Source organism: Belnapia moabensis DSM 16746 (assembly GCF_000745835.1).
GTDB classification, from domain to species: domain Bacteria; phylum Pseudomonadota; class Alphaproteobacteria; order Acetobacterales; family Acetobacteraceae; genus Belnapia; species Belnapia moabensis.
This window is the reverse complement of the sequence record NZ_KN050758.1, coordinates 12,141-28,202: the sequence shown is the minus strand read 5'-3', so window position 1 is coordinate 28,202 and position 16,062 is coordinate 12,141. Positions and strand designations below refer to the sequence as shown.

At 64.0% G+C, this 16,062-nt stretch carries 13 protein-coding genes and 2 pseudogenes; 10 read left to right on the top strand and 5 right to left on the bottom strand.

Annotated elements, in window-relative coordinates; all coding sequences use genetic code 11:
• Complete coding sequence (locus EP26_RS31225; RefSeq protein ID WP_043345665.1) at positions 1–435, bottom strand: hypothetical protein; 435 nt, start codon at positions 433–435, stop codon at positions 1–3.
• Positions 436–716: 281 nt separating this feature from the next.
• Between EP26_RS31225 and EP26_RS31220 the strand changes: the two genes are divergently transcribed.
• Complete coding sequence (locus EP26_RS31220) at positions 717–2,186, top strand: serine hydrolase (RefSeq protein WP_169747575.1); 1,470 nt, start codon at positions 717–719, stop codon at positions 2,184–2,186.
• Positions 2,187–2,344: 158 nt separating this feature from the next.
• On the opposite strand, the gene EP26_RS31215 is transcribed toward EP26_RS31220, so the two are convergent.
• Complete coding sequence (locus EP26_RS31215; protein WP_052389923.1) at positions 2,345–3,763, bottom strand: pyridoxal phosphate-dependent decarboxylase family protein; 1,419 nt, start codon at positions 3,761–3,763, stop codon at positions 2,345–2,347.
• Between the two features lie 376 nt (positions 3,764–4,139).
• Here EP26_RS31215 and EP26_RS37175 point away from each other — a divergent pair, with 376 nt between their 5' ends.
• From EP26_RS37175 to EP26_RS36090, 8 genes and pseudogenes are all read left to right on the top strand, one after another.
• Complete coding sequence (locus tag EP26_RS37175; protein WP_211259665.1) at positions 4,140–4,628, top strand: hypothetical protein; 489 nt, start codon at positions 4,140–4,142, stop codon at positions 4,626–4,628.
• Between the two features lie 147 nt (positions 4,629–4,775).
• A pseudogene (locus EP26_RS31200) lies at positions 4,776–6,336 on the top strand (IS3 family transposase); the annotation flags it as partial.
• A gap of 22 nt (positions 6,337–6,358) precedes the next feature.
• Positions 6,359–6,706 (top strand): transposase, encoded by a 348-nt coding sequence (locus tag EP26_RS31195; RefSeq protein ID WP_211259664.1) that lies wholly within the window; start codon positions 6,359–6,361, stop codon positions 6,704–6,706.
• A gap of 25 nt (positions 6,707–6,731) precedes the next feature.
• Positions 6,732–6,983, top strand: a pseudogene (locus EP26_RS31190) (IS5/IS1182 family transposase); the annotation flags it as partial.
• 332 nt (positions 6,984–7,315) lie between these two features.
• Entirely contained in the window at positions 7,316–9,925 is a 2,610-nt protein-coding gene (locus EP26_RS39000; protein ID WP_157034021.1) for a S8 family serine peptidase, read from the top strand.
• Between the two features lie 68 nt (positions 9,926–9,993).
• Positions 9,994–11,223: a trypsin-like serine peptidase gene (locus EP26_RS38995; RefSeq protein ID WP_084113217.1), complete on the top strand. Its 1,230-nt coding sequence runs from the start codon at positions 9,994–9,996 to the stop codon at positions 11,221–11,223.
• A gap of 242 nt (positions 11,224–11,465) precedes the next feature.
• On the top strand, positions 11,466–12,380 hold the full coding sequence (locus EP26_RS38990; RefSeq protein WP_084113216.1) for a serine protease: 915 nt from the start codon (positions 11,466–11,468) through the stop codon (positions 12,378–12,380).
• Between the two features lie 96 nt (positions 12,381–12,476).
• Positions 12,477–12,998: a hypothetical protein gene (locus tag EP26_RS36090; RefSeq protein ID WP_157034020.1), complete on the top strand. Its 522-nt coding sequence runs from the start codon at positions 12,477–12,479 to the stop codon at positions 12,996–12,998.
• 1 nt (position 12,999) lies between these two features.
• Here the strand turns inward: EP26_RS36090 and EP26_RS31180 are convergent, their stop codons facing one another.
• The 3 genes from EP26_RS31180 to EP26_RS31175 all read right to left on the bottom strand — a co-directional run bounded on the left by EP26_RS31180 (position 13,000) and on the right by EP26_RS31175 (position 14,772).
• Entirely contained in the window at positions 13,000–13,431 is a 432-nt protein-coding gene (locus EP26_RS31180; RefSeq protein WP_043345646.1) for a hypothetical protein, read from the bottom strand.
• Positions 13,432–13,995: 564 nt separating this feature from the next.
• Positions 13,996–14,133: a hypothetical protein gene (locus EP26_RS36085; protein WP_157034019.1), complete on the bottom strand. Its 138-nt coding sequence runs from the start codon at positions 14,131–14,133 to the stop codon at positions 13,996–13,998.
• Positions 14,134–14,271: 138 nt separating this feature from the next.
• Entirely contained in the window at positions 14,272–14,772 is a 501-nt protein-coding gene (locus tag EP26_RS31175) for a hypothetical protein (protein ID WP_157034018.1), read from the bottom strand.
• Here EP26_RS31175 and tnpC point away from each other — a divergent pair.
• Positions 14,749–16,026 (top strand): IS66 family transposase, encoded by a 1,278-nt coding sequence (tnpC, locus tag EP26_RS31170; protein WP_043345640.1) that lies wholly within the window; start codon positions 14,749–14,751, stop codon positions 16,024–16,026. The two genes, EP26_RS31175 and tnpC, sit on opposite strands and share 24 nt — an antisense overlap.
• Positions 16,027–16,062 lie beyond the last annotated feature (36 nt).

The following is a 16,062-nucleotide window of genomic DNA, read 5'->3' as shown; positions in this document are numbered from 1 at the left end:
TTAGGACTTGCCGTCATCCACGCGACTGGTAGGCGTTCTGGAGGCACCCTGGGCTAGGCTCGTTCTGAGTGCCTCGAGATACTGCATCAAGCTTTCGATCGAGCGCTGGCCATACTCTGCCTGGAGCGACGACTGATCGCACGCGAAGCTGCGCTGGCGCTCCTTGCATGCGTGCACGTAGCGCTCTTCGAGCTCCGCATAGGCGCGCTGGAAGTTGGTCTGCGCCGCACCGATCCGCTCGGAGGTATCGTCGCCCGCCCCAGCAGCGCGGGTCTCCTGAAAATAGGATTGCCACAGATCCCGCGACTTGCCCTGCGCATCTACCGCAAATCGCTGCAGGTCGGCAGCATAGGCGCGCCACAACTCACGATACCTTCCCGCGGTGTTGTCTTGCAACTCGCCCGAACGGCTCAACAGGTCGAAATACGGATGCATGAAGCGACCTCCGTTGCCGGTGCACATTCTATGCTTGGTTGCCGGTGCAAACTCTATGCTTGCGGAGGCTCGGCAAGCCATACAATTGTGAGCGCTCTGTAAGCGAAGCGGTCGCGATGTCGGCATGACGGGCCGCCGATGGACTTGGTTAGACCTGCCCTCCATCTGACGTGGCCGCAGGGGCTTGCGGCGCGGCCGCCGCTCTTATCGCCGGCCCGAATGGGACGAGGGCATGGGTGGAGGAGGCCTTCGCGCGGGTCATGGCAGGTCCGAATTGGCAGATGCGTTCCGCCACCCTGATCAAGCGCGCCATGCGCCGTTGGCGCGTTCCTGGGCTCGCGGTCGGCGCTGTTGCCGAGGAGGGGGTCGTCCACGCCCTATGCTACGGCCGCCGCGACGCGTCGGTGCACGACGCGGTCACGCCGCGGACGCGCTTCGCTATCGGCTCGCTGACTAAGCCTTTCACGGCGACAACCATCGCTAGGCTGGTGGAGGCGGGGCTCCTCTCCTGGGACGTGCCGGTCTGGCGATACCTGCCAGAATTTCGCCTACAAGACCCGATCGCCGGCGCCGAGGCGACGCTGCGTGACCTGCTCTCGCACCGGACCGGCCTGCCGGAGCACGAATTGACCTGGTACGGCCGCGGTCCAACCCTGCGTGACATCCCGGAGCGGCTGCGCGCCATTGCGCCGACCGCTCCATTCCGCAGCCGCTGGCAATACCAGAACATGGCCTTTGCTGTAGCGGCCGTCGCCGCCAGCCGTGTCGCCGGCCTCCCCTGGCCCGAGCTCGTGATGCGCGAGGTCCTCAGGCCGCTCGGGCTGCAGGCCACGAGCTTTCTCCGCGACCTCGCACCGGCAGCGCTCGACGGGATGGCGGCGACGCCCCATCTCGCGGCACGCTGCGGCCGCGGCGCGCGGCGCCGCGTGCCGTGGCGCTCGATGGAGGACGGCCTAGATCCAGTGGGTGGCATGGTCTCCTGCCTAGACGACATGCTCGTCTTCCTCCGCTTCCACCTCTCAGGGGGCGTGCATGAGGGCAGGCGGGTGCTGAGCGGCGCCGTCCTCGGCGATTTGCATCGCGCGCAGATTCTCGTGGAGGCGCCCGGCCTGGCCGAGGCCTCCGCGCCTCTCGCTCACGGCCTTGGCTTTTTCGTCTCGAGCCACCTGGGCGGCAAGATCGTGACGCACACCGGCAGCTTCGACGGCTTCCATGCCGTGCTGTCCCTCCTGCCCCACGCCGGCATCGGCTGCGTCGCTTTGAGCAACCTGGGGGACGAGAACCCAGTGCCTCACATTGCCGCAGCCGTGCTGCGCGACCTGCTGCTGGGTGAGTCGCCGGAGCGGTGGTTCGACGAGATCGCCTCAACGGCGGCGCCCCGGTCACCACTGGAGCGAGCGCCCGCCGGGAATCCCGCGGCTCCGCCAGACGCACCGTGTCAGCCGCGGCGACCGCCGCCGTCACATCCCATGAAGGAGTATGTCGGCCGCTACGCTCATCCAGGCTACGGAGATATCGCGATCACCCGCGGCCGGACGCGCGGGCGGCTTGCCTTCGTGCTGAATGGCCAGGAGCGGCCGCTCCGGCCGCTGCACCACGACGTGTTCCTGGTGGCCGACGATCCGCCGGCGCTATCGGACGCGCGGATCATGTTCGCCTACGACCTCGATGGCCGTATCGACAGGCTGGGTGTACGGCCCGGCGCGGGAGCCCCACTTGTCTGGTTCACGCGCGTCGCCACGGTTGGCTGACGGGGCTCGGGTGGCGGCAGCTTACGTCAGATGCCGCAGCGGATTGAATGCATGCCTCCAACCCGCGGGCTTGTCATTGCGGTCCTTGCCGTGGCCGCCGCCATAAAGCGGCTCGGCCGCCTCGCGTGCTCGCAGGCCAGGAGATGCGCGGGACTGCATCAGGCGGGTCGCGCGAGCCTGTCTATTGTACCCGCGATGTCGTCCTCGGTCGTCAGCGGGTTAATGGTGCACAGCCGAAGCACGCTCCGGCTCTTCAACATGGTGGAGGACACCGCGGCGTAACCGCTGTCCGAGACGGCCTTCGCCCGCCTGGCGTGCTCCCCTTCACCGGCGTTCCGAAGCGCGAAGCAGACGATCCCGATCTGGGCCGGAACAACGACCTCCCAGGTGGCGGGGCTTCCGCGCAGGCAGGCTTCAGCGAACTCAGCGAGCGCGATTCCGCGCCGGATCGCCGCGCGCAGCCTCTCGCAGCCGTAGGTCCGAAACGTCATCCACAACTTCAGGGCACGCGCGCGACGCGTCAGTTCGAGGCTCCGGTCGCGGAAGTCGACTTGGCCGCGGTCCGCCGTGACGTCCCGCAGGTACTCCGCGTCCAGGGCGAAGCACCGCTCCAAGGTGCCGGGCCGAGACACGAACACGCAGCCAACGTCGTAGGGCTGGAAGAGCCACTTGTGCGGGTCGAGGACCAAGCTGTCCGCGTGCTCGATGCCGGCGAGACATCTCCGCCCCTGTGCGGTGGCGGCCGCTGGCGCGCCATACGCGCCGTCCACGTGGAACCATAGGTTCTCAGCCTTGCAGATCCTAGCGATCTCCGGCAGCGGATCAATCGTGCCCGCGTTCGTCGTCCCGCCAGACGCGACGACCATAAACGGATGCCGGCCCGCCCTCCGATCCTTGGCGATCGCTGCTAGCAGCGCGTCGGGGGGCATCCGCAGGTTCGCGTCACTCTCGAGCGTGCGGACCTGCTCCTGTGCGAAGCCCAGGCCGCGGAGGCTCCGCGGCAGCGAGGCATGTGCCTGATCCGTCAGGTAGGCAACGCCAGAGCCACGTGCAGTCCGCGCCGCGGCGAAGGCCGTCAGGTTCGCCAGCGACCCGCCGGAGACGAGCACCCCCTCGGTCCCCGGCGGCAGGCCGATGAACTGCCGCAGCCATTCTAGCGCGACGAGCTCGACGGTAGACGGCCCGGAGCCGCCGCCCCACGACGCCGAGATGGCGTTGAAGCCGGTCCCCAGCCACTCGCCGAGTACCGCCGCGAAGGAGGACGGTCCCGGCACCCGCGCGAAGTACCGCGGATGGTCGCCGTGCTGCTGGTGCGCCAGCGCGACCCGGACCAGGAGGTCGAGCGAATTGTCCGGATCGACCGGCGCCTCGGGGAGTCCGCCGTCAAGGCGGGACATGAGCGCTTCGGGAGTGCCCGTCAGGATGGCGGGCTCCAAATCCCTCCCGATCAGGCGCTCGACGACGAGGTCCACGACCTTGTAGCCGAGCCGTCGCATGTCCTCCGCCGGCATGCCGAGCGTGTCGGCAGGGTGGCGGCTGCAATCTGGGACCTCGCTGGCTTTCACGGGACTGCTCATCCGACTTCGTCTCCCTTAAGGAACGGTGCCGAACCCTCTACCGCCCAAGGCGTGACGAGGGGATGTGCCTAACCATGCGATTGCGCCCGTCTGCCGCCCTTCCGCCGACGATCCGGGGGCCGCTTGCGGCAGACGCCCCGGACTACGACGTTGGAATTTCGTAACAATGCCCGGCTGTCAAAGTACCCTCAGCCAGTATGAAACATTCGTAAATGACCGCGCCAATGAGGATTGGCCCGACCTAGAGGCTTTAGTTCAATATGGCGCGAGCTTGCACGGATGGGCCTAAGAGTCTGAACGCGAAATAAGCCGGCCCTTTCGGGACTGCTCCGATACGTAGGGCAGTGCGCCGGCTGAGCCTCACCATGTTGGGCCGATGTCTCGCACCAGCCTACGCAGCAATGCCGACCTGCCTCCGCCTTCCGACCGCCGCGTTCCTCGACCCAGCCGTGGCGACGGCTGGAACACACTGGCCGACATCGAAGTCTTCGTCTTCGCGGTCGAGGCGGAACTGGAGGCCATGGACTGCGAGCGGGTCGGCGTACATTGCTGCGACCGCAAGCCAGACCTGACCCTGCGGCGACGCCTGATCGGGCTGATCTGGACCCCCACCTTTGGCGGCCTGCAGTGGCGCATCGCCGGCTGGCTCTCGGGTGTTCCCTTCACCACCTTGCACAGCAGCTTCGCGCGCTGGACCCGCCTGGGCCTGTGGCGCCGGCTGGACCAACGTCTCGCGCTCGATTGGCGACTGGCCTGCGGCGACGAGGTGCTGCCCTCGGCGGTGGTGGCTGACAGCCGCTCGCTACGGTTAGCCCCGACCGCCTGGGCGCGCGGCATCGATGGTGGCAAGCTGATCAAGGCGTGAAGCTGTTCGCGGTCTGCGACAAGCACGGAGCGCTGCTCGATCTCGAACTGCAGCCGGCCAACACGGACGACCGCGCTGGCGTCCCCCTGTGTCAGAGCAGTTGTCGCGTGGATAGGATCACGCAATGAGGGGCGTGGATGATCGCGAATGGCGAGATACGGACAAGCCTTCAGGGACCGCATCGTAGCGCGGCTGCTGCCACCGGAGAGCGCGGCGATCGATCTGGTGTCCCGCGAGGTGGGGGTCAGCGTCGGCACGCTGGAGCGCTGGCGAGCTCAGGCGCTGGCCGCACCTGGTAAGCTGACGAACAACCAGCGCTGGACGCCGGCGGCGCGGCTGGAGGCGGTGATCACCACGGCGACGATGGACGAGGCTGCCCGCAGTGCCTGGTGCCGCGAGCAGGGCCTCTACCCCGCTGAGCTGGAGGCCTGGAAGCATGATGCGATTGCCGGCCTCGGCGAGCCGCGAGCGGCCAGCGCCGTCGAGGCGCGGCAGGACCGGCGGCGGGTCAAGGAGCTCGAGCGCGAGTTGCACCGCAAGGACAAGGCCCTGGCCGAAACGGCCGCCTTGCTGGTGCTGCGAAAAAAACTGGATGCGGTCTTCCGCGACGGCGAGGACGAATGACCCGCCTGGAGGACCGCCAGACCCTCATGGCTGAGATCACGGCGGCCTGCGCCGCCGGTGCCCGGCTGGCCCGGGCCTGTGCCTTGGCCGGCATCGACCAGCGCACCGTCCAGCGCTGGCGTGCCGAGGACGGCCAGGTCCGGGCCGACCGCCGGCCCGAGGCCGTCCGGTCACGGCCGGCACATGCGCTCAGCGAGGCAGAGCGGGCGCGCATCGTCGAGCTGGCCAACCAGCCGCGCTTCGCCAGCACACCGCCGACCCGGCTCGTCCCGGTGCTGGCCGACGAGGGCATCTATGTCGCCAGCGAGGCCAGCTTCCATCGCGTGCTGCGTGACCATGGTCAGATGCGGCACCGCGGCCGGGCTCGCCCACCGCGGACCGCAGGGCCACCCAGCACGCATGTGGCCACTGCTCCTGGGCAGGTCTGGTGTTGGGATGTGACCTTCCTGCGGGCCCGGGTGCAGGGCCGCTGGTTCTACCTGTTCCTCATCCTCGACCTGTTCAGCCGCAAGATCGTCGGCCACGAGGTGCATGAGACCGACCAGGCCGAGCACGCCGCGCATCTGGTCCGCCGCACCGCGCTGGCCGAGGGCATCCATGCCCGTGCGCAGCGTCCGGTGCTGCACGGCGACAACGGCCCGAGCATGAAGGGCACCACCGTGCTGGCCATGCTGCATTGGCTTGGCATCGCGCCCTCGCACTCCAGGCCCCGGGTCAGCGACGACAACTCCTATGCCGAGGCGCTGTTCCGCACCGCCAAGTACCGCCCCGACTTCCCCGCCGCGGGCTTTGCCGACCTCGCCGAGGCGCGGCAGTGGGCGGCCGCTTTTGTGCACTGGTACAACCATGACCATCGTCACAGCGGCATCCGCTACGTCACCCCGGCCCAGCGCCATACCACCGAGGACCGGCCCATCCTGGCCGCCCGTCACGCGCTGTACCAGCAGGCCCGCGAGGCCAATCCTCGCCGCTGGAGCGGGCCGACCCGCAACTGGACCCCGATCGGCGCCGTCACCCTCAACCCCGAGCGCGACAGCATCGTCGCGCTCAGCACGTCGAAGCAGACCGGTTAGGGGAGCTGTTACGAAACCAAGGCGACAACTATCTTGACGCGCACCGGCGTCATGCCGATGCTGCCGCGGCTGGCCGCGCTTGGCTGCCAGGGGGCTCTCCTCGGCGACAGCAGCCTCAAGGGCGCGCCCTTCGCTGCGGCAGCGATCGAGCACGACATCCATGTTTCGGCCTCGCCCGGCGGCACGCGCGAGGGTCGCTTCCTGCCGAACGGGATCAGGTGGGTCGTCGAGCGAATGTTCGCTTGGCTCAGCCCCTACCGGCGGCTCAACGTCGTCTACGACCGCGCCGCAGACCTCTTTGCCGGGCATATCTGGATTGCGATAATCTCCATCATCGCAAGCCGGCTCGTCGGCCAAACCCCGGCGCCGCAAGGAGTTTAATCGTGTACAGCTTCTTACGGCACGCCTGCGCAAGCTCCTGCGGCGACGCAGCGCCATCGAACCCGAGATCGGCCACATGAAATCTCACGGACGCCTCGCCCGATGCGCCCTCAAGGGCACGATCGGTGACGCCCTCTACGCCGTCCTCTGCGGCTGCGGTCACAACATCCGCAAGATCCTCGCCTACCTGGGAGCCTTTTTGCTCGCCCTCCTCACCAGCCTCATCCCCGCAATCGCCCAGCCGGACCATCTCCCAGTTACAGCCCGCGCAGCCTGACGGGGTTATTCAGGGCCGACTATTGAGTAGCTGTTCGCTTGGCTCGGTCGCTACCGGCGGCTCAACATCGTGTACGACTGCGCCGCCGACCTCCTTGCCGAGCACGTCGAAATTGCAATGATCTCCATCATTGCGCGTCGACCTGTCGCCCAAATCCAGACGCAGCAGGGCTTTTAATTGCGTACAGCTTCTTAACCGTGACATCTTAGTTCGATAGCTTGATTCTGTTGCTGGATTTGCGCCACGCCGACCCTTTGCTCGCATTTGCGTGAATAGGGCCAGATAACACAAACTATGACCTGCGGTAGGCGCAGATAGGCGAAGGTTATGAAATGTTCCTCACGGCACTAATTGTGGAGCCTAGGACAATGCGAGTATTTCCAAAATTTTTTGGCGGAAATATTCTTGAGAAACGTGTTTTGCAGCAGAGCCGCATTTTGGTGACTGCAGTTGCGCTTCTGTTCGCGGCTGGCACTTCGATACCGGCGGCTGCCCAAACTACGCAGGAGGAGCCGCAACCCATCGATCTCGGCTTTAGTGTCGTAGGTGGCGACGCTTCCATACCTCTCGCTGCCGCCCTGTTGCATCTAGCGCGCAACAAAGCTGTCCCACTCCGGCCAGAACTTGTACTGCGTAGCGAAGTTCCTGGCGTACTGCTTCGAGATCGGTACGGTCTGCCTAGTTGGTTCGATTTGTCGCAGCTTTCAGATGCATTGTGCGAGCCGGTAAATTCCCACGTCTGTGAGCGTAGCAAACCCAACGGGCGCCCTGTCTGGCGATGGACTTTAGATCCCAAGCAACCACCGCCAGCCGACGCCTGCATGGACAAGAGCAAAGCGGCAGCAAACAATCAGCGTAATTTTATTTGCATTCCAGACGTCACCATTACCCAAAATATTACCATTATTACCAGACGTTTCACTGACCCGAAAGAGAGTATTAGGATTCCGACTATCGTGACTCGAATTACGCGGGGGTGTGAGACCTTTGATCATGTTTGTCAGATAAGAATTCTTGAGAGAAATCCGCGCCAACCCCAAGCGTGGCTCCGCGCACAGAAAAGCGACCTTTTCGCACCTGCTGAGGTGGGCGACGGTGAACGTTGGTGGGAAGAACTCTCCGGTGTCGTCGCTCTCCCGGCCGCACTCCTATCCGTGGCCGTCGCCCCCGTCAGCGAGAAAATTAACGCAGACGACCGTTGCTCGTCGATCGAGGCAGCGGTGCGCGCGGGCAACGCCGAGCTACGTCGGGCGAGGCCCCACCTCGGCCCGGGTGACGGACCGACCGGCAACATCTTTACGTCCTGCCGCGAGTCCATTCGGGCTTCGTTGCACGCTGGTGACCGAGCGCAGTTCCTAGCGCAGATTCCAATCTCTCAAGATGCTGTTGGCAGCCAGATAGCAGCCTTACGCAGTACAATGCGCTTTCCTGACGCCCAGCCCCCAAGCGGAGCGCGGCTGATAGGAGTTTGGGATGGTGAGGTTACCCGGAACCGCTCAGGTCTTGAGCGACCGATAGATGCTGCGCCGAAATGGCAATACAGAAGCGAGGCTGAAACGCGCCAAGATCAGCACGAACTGGTAGCAGGTAACGCAGTAGCGTGGCTGGATCGTTTTCCTCCCCGCTATGGCAGATCCCCTTTGGGGCCTTGTGGGGACGCCGCGGTACCAAACGACCATGGCACGGTCATTGCCGAGATGCTGGTCCATTCAAGAAACGGGTTGGTGCCGAACTCGCGGGTTTGGAGCCATGTGTGGGACTCGCGTCGTATCGTCCGCGATCGAGATGCCGACCCAGTAAAGTCTCTAGATTGGCTGATGAGCAATGTCGCCGACGCTAGGAGTATCATACGGCCGCTCCACGCTCCGCGCGTCGCGAATCTATCTTGCGCACCTACGTCGTTGGAGCAGGTACAGCAGTTCCTGTGGTTGATCGCTGGTAGACCCACAAGCGGGCAGCCGGCTCAACTCGCGCCTTTCGTTGTCGCCGTCGCAGCTGGGAACCGAAGCCGGAGAAACGATCCGTCACAGCCTGACACACCCATGGATGAGCCATCCGGCTATGCATCGCTTTCGCGCCGTTCGGAGACGGCGGGCTTTATATCCGTCGTGGGCTTGGCCCCGGAGGGGAAGGATATCCTGCGCTGCACGCATATTCAGACGTTGATCCAAGCGTGGCCTGGACGCACTCAAAGCCCAGAGGCAATTTCCGAGTTCTGCCCGGCCACCGTGGACGGAGATAGATCAGCGGAGAATGAGCCACTTGTCCTGTACGGACCAGCTTTCGATGTTGGCGCAGTCGGGATCGGTATCGGCTCCGACGGGGCGGGTTCGGGGCAAGTCATGATGTGGGGAAGCTCATTTGCTGCACCTTATGTGACCGCCTTGGCAGCTCAGATAGTGGCCAAGACTGTGGAACTCGGGCTCCGTCTAGACGAGGCGGCAGCAAACCTTGTCGCGGATCGTATACGCTTCACGGCCGACCGGCTCGACAGCAACTACGCCAAGTTTGGGCGGATCAACGCGACACGCGCCTTGGACCTCCAGCGCGACCGCATAGAGTTAGCAGAAGGCAATCCGTCTGATCCTCCGTCGCCAGAGCAGGCGCTTACGACACTTTGCGAGAATGCCGGAGGACGCATCGTATTGGACAATAGCCGGTCGCAGGGAATTACTCTGCCCGAAGCAGGAGGCAACGGTCTTAACGAGTTGCCATTCAGATACGTGCAGCGGCTTCGCCGCATCCAAGGGAGTGTCTATGAGGCCATTGTACGGGCGAAGCCCGGAGACGCACTAGTTATCAAGCTGGTCGATGCATCACTGGTCCGCCTTCCGTTGCGCTGCCAAGTGTCCGCGGGTTGGCCTGGGCCGGCCTCTGGGTTTCAGGCCAGCTTGGGACAGCTCGACAACTTCACTCGGTGCTCCTGGAGGTGTACTCCGTGAGGCAAACGATCCAAAACTTATTTGTGGCCTTGGTTTGCTATCTATGGACATGTTCGGCAGCGCCGTGCATGCCCATCTCGCCCGAGGCGAGGCACCTAGAAGATTTAGGTTCCGGATTACGTCACCTAGACTTCCGCAACGGCTCATGGTTCGTTAACAATGATCGTATATTTGATCTGTCCCCCGTCGTGATTTCCAATAACCCGCGTAGATATGTAGTCCTCGAAGCATACGCGGAGAAGATTGATGCTACTGTAGAACTCGATTTTATCGATTCAATCAACGGCACGCTGCTAGATTCGATCGCCTTCACTCGTGGTCAGAGCAGTGACGCGATGCGTACTGTTCCCTTGGCGGCTCGTGCAGTCCGTGTTCGGCTTCGTGGTAATCCCGGTGTTTCGGGCCGCGTAGTAATCTCGCGCGCCCTCGTGCCGCTCCCGCCGCCCGACGCGCCCCAACAGCTTGCGTCCGGCTTAACGCGGGTAAGCCTGCTTGCGGCCGCCGTGGATCCGGCTAGTCGCTCCATAGTCACTGCGTCTCGCGCGGTTGCAATGGTGCAGATTGCTGAGCCTGCCGGCACCTTTGCGTGCACAGGATTTTTGATCAGCTCGGAAATATTGGCCACGGCGGCGCATTGCGTCCGCGGCTTGATTCCTCCCGATCGGCCTACGGGCTGGCAGCGGACGGCCTGCAGCCGGATCGGAATTCTGTTTGACTATATCGATACTGCGTTTGACGATACGGGAACTCACGCAGTGCATTGCGTAGAGATTGCCTATGTCAAGGATCCTCGACCGATTTGGGTAATGACCGTAGACGGGCAATCCAGGGTGACGGACGAGGCTCGGGAAGGAGCTCAAGTGCATGACGCTGCGGACTTTGCGCTGCTACGCGTGGACCCGAAATCCATTCGGCTGAAAGATGCTGCAGACAGGACGCGATTGGCGGTCGGATCTGATCTACCTTCGTCAGCAGGCGGCCCAGTCTGGCTTGTCCAGCATCCTTGGGGGGACGTTCAACGTGTCGCCGCACAGTGTGAAGGGCGGAGCTTAGCTGGAACACCACTCCTGCTTCACCGTTGCAGCTCTGGAAAAGGCACGTCTGGCGCTCCGATCTTGCGGCAAGACCAGCACGGCGATTGGCAGGTCGTCGGTCTTCACGTTTGCTGCGGCGACGCTCGCCCTATGCACAGTGGAAATATCGACGCTTATCGGCGAGCACTTTCGGCAGAGAATTTCGGGGTAAGCGCATCGCAGATTCGGGCCGCGCTCGAGGCGGACGATCTGTCAAAGCGATAGAGGGCGCTGCAGTCGGCCGGGGCGGCCGAGCATGAGGAACATCGGGGCACTTTGGCGATACCGCTCGTCGGGCAGCCTGAGTGCTAGTGGGTAAAGCCCTCCTGGCCGGAGGTCCGCTCACCAACTTTGTTGAGGCGAAGAACGTGGCGGATGGTTAGTCTAGAGCAGTTCAGCGGTACTCCGACCCGCTGACGTCGTCCGCCTAGACTTCGAATCCGATAGGAGAACAGGGGAGGAGAGTAATGAAACTTTTTCAGGCATTGGTCTGCGCGGCAATCCTTGTACCGAGTTCAGTGGGCTTCAACCCCTCAGCGTTTGGCCAGAGTCCTTCTGCTAGGCAGCTAGCCCTGCCAGAACGCCAGAGCATATCTCCTGAAGTGTTGAGAGAACTGAGCCGCCAAGCGGAAATTACTCGAAATAACAACAAAATCCTTGGTGGTGAACCCGTCGCAATCGCAGACTTTCCATGGCAGGTCGCGTTAGTACTAGGCCGATTTCAGGAACCTCAACGTTCGCAATTTTGTGGCGGGAGCATAATTGCACCAAATTGGGTGCTAACCGCAGCACACTGCCTTGAAAATACACTAGTTCGCAAGGATCCGGACCGTGTAAATGTGGTTACTGGCACCAGCTTGTATGCGGCAGGTGGCGAGAGACTTCAAGTCGCGCAGCTGGTTATACATCCACAGTACAATCCTGATACAAACGACAATGATTTCGCGCTTCTCCGCCTCAGCGCTTCTGTTACTGCGGGCAAGCCAATTGCGCTGGCGGAGGCCAACACGCAGGTGACGCCTGGGACTCGTGCGTGGGTTACTGGATGGGGAGCCACAGCGGAGAACGGACCCGGGTCGTTAAATCTACTCGGCGCTGAGGTGCCAGTCGTACCCAACGAAGTCTGCAATCGACCTGAGAGTTACGACGGGGACATAACATCCAATATGCTGTGCGCTGGTAGAGAGCAAGGTGGCGTCGATTCTTGTCAAGGTGATAGCGGCGGTCCGTTGGCAGCCACGACCCAGGGGACACCAACCTTGGTCGGTGTTGTAAGTTTTGGACATGGATGTGGACGCCGACTCAAGTACGGCGTTTATGGTCGGGTGACGGTTGCGGCCCCTTGGATTGCGTCCACGATCGGTGCGATAGGAGCCAAATAGACCGTCTAGCACGTTCGGCAGACGCGGCACGCCACTTCCGGGTGTCGGGCCGCGCTGTCACATAAGTACAAGCGACTGGTAGGAAGGAGTTCCATCATGGTGCGCTCGCTGCAGAATCCCTGCACGGAGCCTCATTGGGATACTTGCCAAGCTGGCCGTGAAAGGTATGTACAAAAAGCCGGTTCAACCGCACTCCCGGAACTTGTTCCACGGACCAATTCTAAGCGATGTCGAAATTTGTTCCGTGCTAAGATTTTATTATTCTTAGTAATTTGCTTTTTTTTACTGAGTATCGAGCCAACTAGCTCCAAAGAAGTTCAAATGCAAGGAAACCTGCCGGTCCTGTACGGGCTGAAGATGGAAAGCACCCAGGTGCTGATCGACGTCAGGTCGAGCGGCGGGACAGACGCTACGCACTTCACTTTGCGCCTCGATCAGATCCGCGCCAATTCATATAGACTCTCGATTGTTCGAGTCCGTGAGGATCGAGTCAAGGTACGCGATCATGTGGTTACATTGGCCCTTGAACTGCCCGAGGGTCTCAATCTGAGAAACTCGACATTTGAATTGCAGAACCGCCTCGTGGTGCCGAGTGACCTGCTGCGGTCTGACCCTTAGCTCAAGTCGTATGCGGTAGCCCGGGCATGAACAGGCGCAGGGCGGCTAGCGCCTCCGGATCGCCGACATGGAAGGCGAGAAGGCGGTCGCGGGGCTTTCCGGGGCGATCTAATCCCAGGAAACGCGCGGCAGCGCGCCACGCGAAATCCTCAACCGGTAAGCCCGCTTCCGCTACTGCCGACACTGCGCGCGTGGCGTAGCTATCGGCACCGTCTTCCTGACCGACCATGATCCAGTCGGAGCCGTAGAGCAAATTCGGCGCTGCGGGGTGCGAGGCAAGGCTTCGGAGTGCCTCAACCGCGCCCGTGTGCGACGTACCGTTGGCGAGCACCTCGGTGAAGTAGCTGAGGTCGCCCCAAACTTGCCGGGGATGACGGGCGATGATCTCGGCGCACTTCTTATGAGACCTGGGCGCGGGTCCGCTGAGCCACATTAGGTGGCGGTCGCGGCAAGCTTCTAGCTACCGTATGCTGCGCCTCCAGCGACCCGCGCACAGGTCTCATTAAATGATGGTCCCGCCCGACGCAGGGTGTCCACTGCTATGGCTGCTCCGCTCGTTGCAGATGCCACCTCTTTCGCGCCTCCTCGATCGGTCTCAGCTACGCCGGGGCGGTGCGCCGGGCGGGGGCAGTTCACGATCAATGCTGCGGCTAGCGGGTGGATTATCTGCTCAACGTCTCCTGGCGGAGAGGCTTCGAAGACGAGTTCAGTCACGGTGCCTCGCAGGGTTCCATAAGCGGTCCCCGGCGGACGGGTTCGGGCTCGTGTGAGGTGGTCCCTGGATCTCGGACAGGTGGTTAAGCTCGGTGCGCCTGTGAGAAGGACGGGCCCGGATGACGGGCAAGCGAGCGTGGTATTCGGCAGATTTTAAGGCGGAGGTGGCGCTGGAGGCGCTTCGAGGTCAGCTGACGATGGCGCAGCTGGCAGCTTAGCACGCCATTCACCAAGGCGCAGTTCGACTTGGGTGTGGGGTGGCCACGGCGGATGGCAGATCGGACTACGCCAGCGCCCGATCCAGTAGTGCCTTTCCGGTGAAGCCCGTGCGCAGCATCGCTCGGTGCCAACCGAGGTAGTTGCCGAGATACCGGGTCGTCACGCCGCGGCACCGCCCGTTCACCAGCTCTAATCTGGCCATGGTGCGCGTTCACCCGCCAAAGCCCAAGGCGACCCTTTTGCCGCCGCTTGGTTGGCACCGGAGCGGCCTTCGCCGCCCCAGGCGTGATGGTCGGCACCACGACCCGGCGATGCTCGGCGCCCGCCTTTACCGCCGCTTTCACATAGGCCGTCGTGCCATCAGAGCAGACCACCGACCCGGCGGCGACCGGCCGTCCAGCGCCGCCTCGATCGCTGCCAGCGATGGCAGAGTGGCTTCGTAGACCCCACCCGCATTGTCCAGAGCGGTCAGCACCGGCACCTGCTCGCCCGACAGGTCCCGCTTGGTGGCGCCCCACGCACGCGGGCGCGCGGCGCGTGGCTCGGGCGGTCTGCCTTTCACCCATCCTCGGTGCCCCTTGCAGGAGCGGACGAAGAATGTCTCGTCGGCCTCGATCACCCCGGAGAGGGTCGTCGCGTTGTCCTGTGCGGCAGCCTTGAGGAAGCGATGGCGCCAACGCCAGACGGTAGTGCGGTTCACCCCGATCCCGGCCTCCACGATCTTTGTGACCGAGCGGTGGTCGGTCATGTGGGACAGATACTGGGTAATTACCCACCCCCCCTTGCGCGGGAGCGGGTTGGCTGATTCGATCTTGGCATGCAGCGAGACGAGCTTGAGCACCTGAGCAAGGCGGAGCTGATCGAGCTGGTGTTGCGGCTGCAGCGGCCGGAGAAGACCTCGCGCACATCCTCTAAGCCGCCGTCCACGGATCGAAAGGAGCGGCGCGAGCGCGCCAAGCCTGGAGGCGCCAAGCCGGGCCACGAGGGTCGCAGCCGTCCCTTGAGCGACGATGTGTCCGAGAGGGTCGCCCACCGCCCTGAGGTCTGCCCGTGCTGCCGAATGGAGCTCGCGCCCGGTTTACCGACCGAAGCAGCCGGGGTCTGGGAGCACATCGAGCTGCCCGCGGTCCGGCCGCGGGTGGTGCACCACCACCGCCTGGCGGTGCGCTGCCCCGGATGCGGCACGCGGGCGGTGGCGCCAGTGCCGGTCAGCGGCACGCCCTTCGGCCCGCGCCTGCATGCTGTGGCCACCTACCTCAAGACCTACCAGGCGCTCTCCTACGAGCGGCTGCAGGCCGCGCTGGCCGATCTGTTTGGGCTGCGCCTCAGCCAAGGTGGGCTGATGAACCTGCTGCGCCGCGCCCAAGGCCGGTTCCAGCCCGGGCGAGAGGCGGCTGTCGTGGCTCTGCGCCGTGCCCAGGTGGTCGCGTCCGACGAGACCGGTGTGCGGATCGAGGGCTGCAGCGGCTACCACTGGGTATTCCGCTGCCAGGATGCCGTGGTGCACCAGGCCGCGCCGACGCGCGCCGCCTCCGTCGTGCGCGCCATGATGGACGGGCACCGCCCCGCGGTCTGGCTTTCAGACCGCTACTCGGCGCAACAGGGCCACGGCTTGGCCCAGCAGACCTGCCTGGCGCACTTGGCGCGCGACGTGGCGTATGCAGTGGAGGCCAGCGACGACCCCGTGCCGTTCCGGCTCAAGCTCTGGCTGGGCTCAGCCTTTGCTCTGGCCGACGCCGCCGCAGGCTTGGCCGCCTCCACCCTGGCCGCCAAGCGGCGGGCACTCGAGCGCAGGCTGGACCCGATCCTCGCAGCCCCCAGCGGCTGCGAGCTGACGCGGGCGTTGCAAGCGAAGCTGCGACGAGCGCGCGACCAGCTTCTGACCTTCGTGGACTGGCCTGGCCAAGTCGGAGCAACGAACAACGCCTGCGAGCGCGATCTCCGTCCCGCCGTGATCCAGCGCAAGGTCACCAACGGCTATCGCGCGATGTGGGCCGCCCAAGGCGAGGCGGACGTGCGCACCGTCGTCGACACCGCCCGCCTCGTGCCCGGCACCAGCGTGTTCGGCACGATCCTGACGACCGTCACGGCCTGACCACTCCGCCGCAGAAGTCAGGGGGTGGGTAATTAC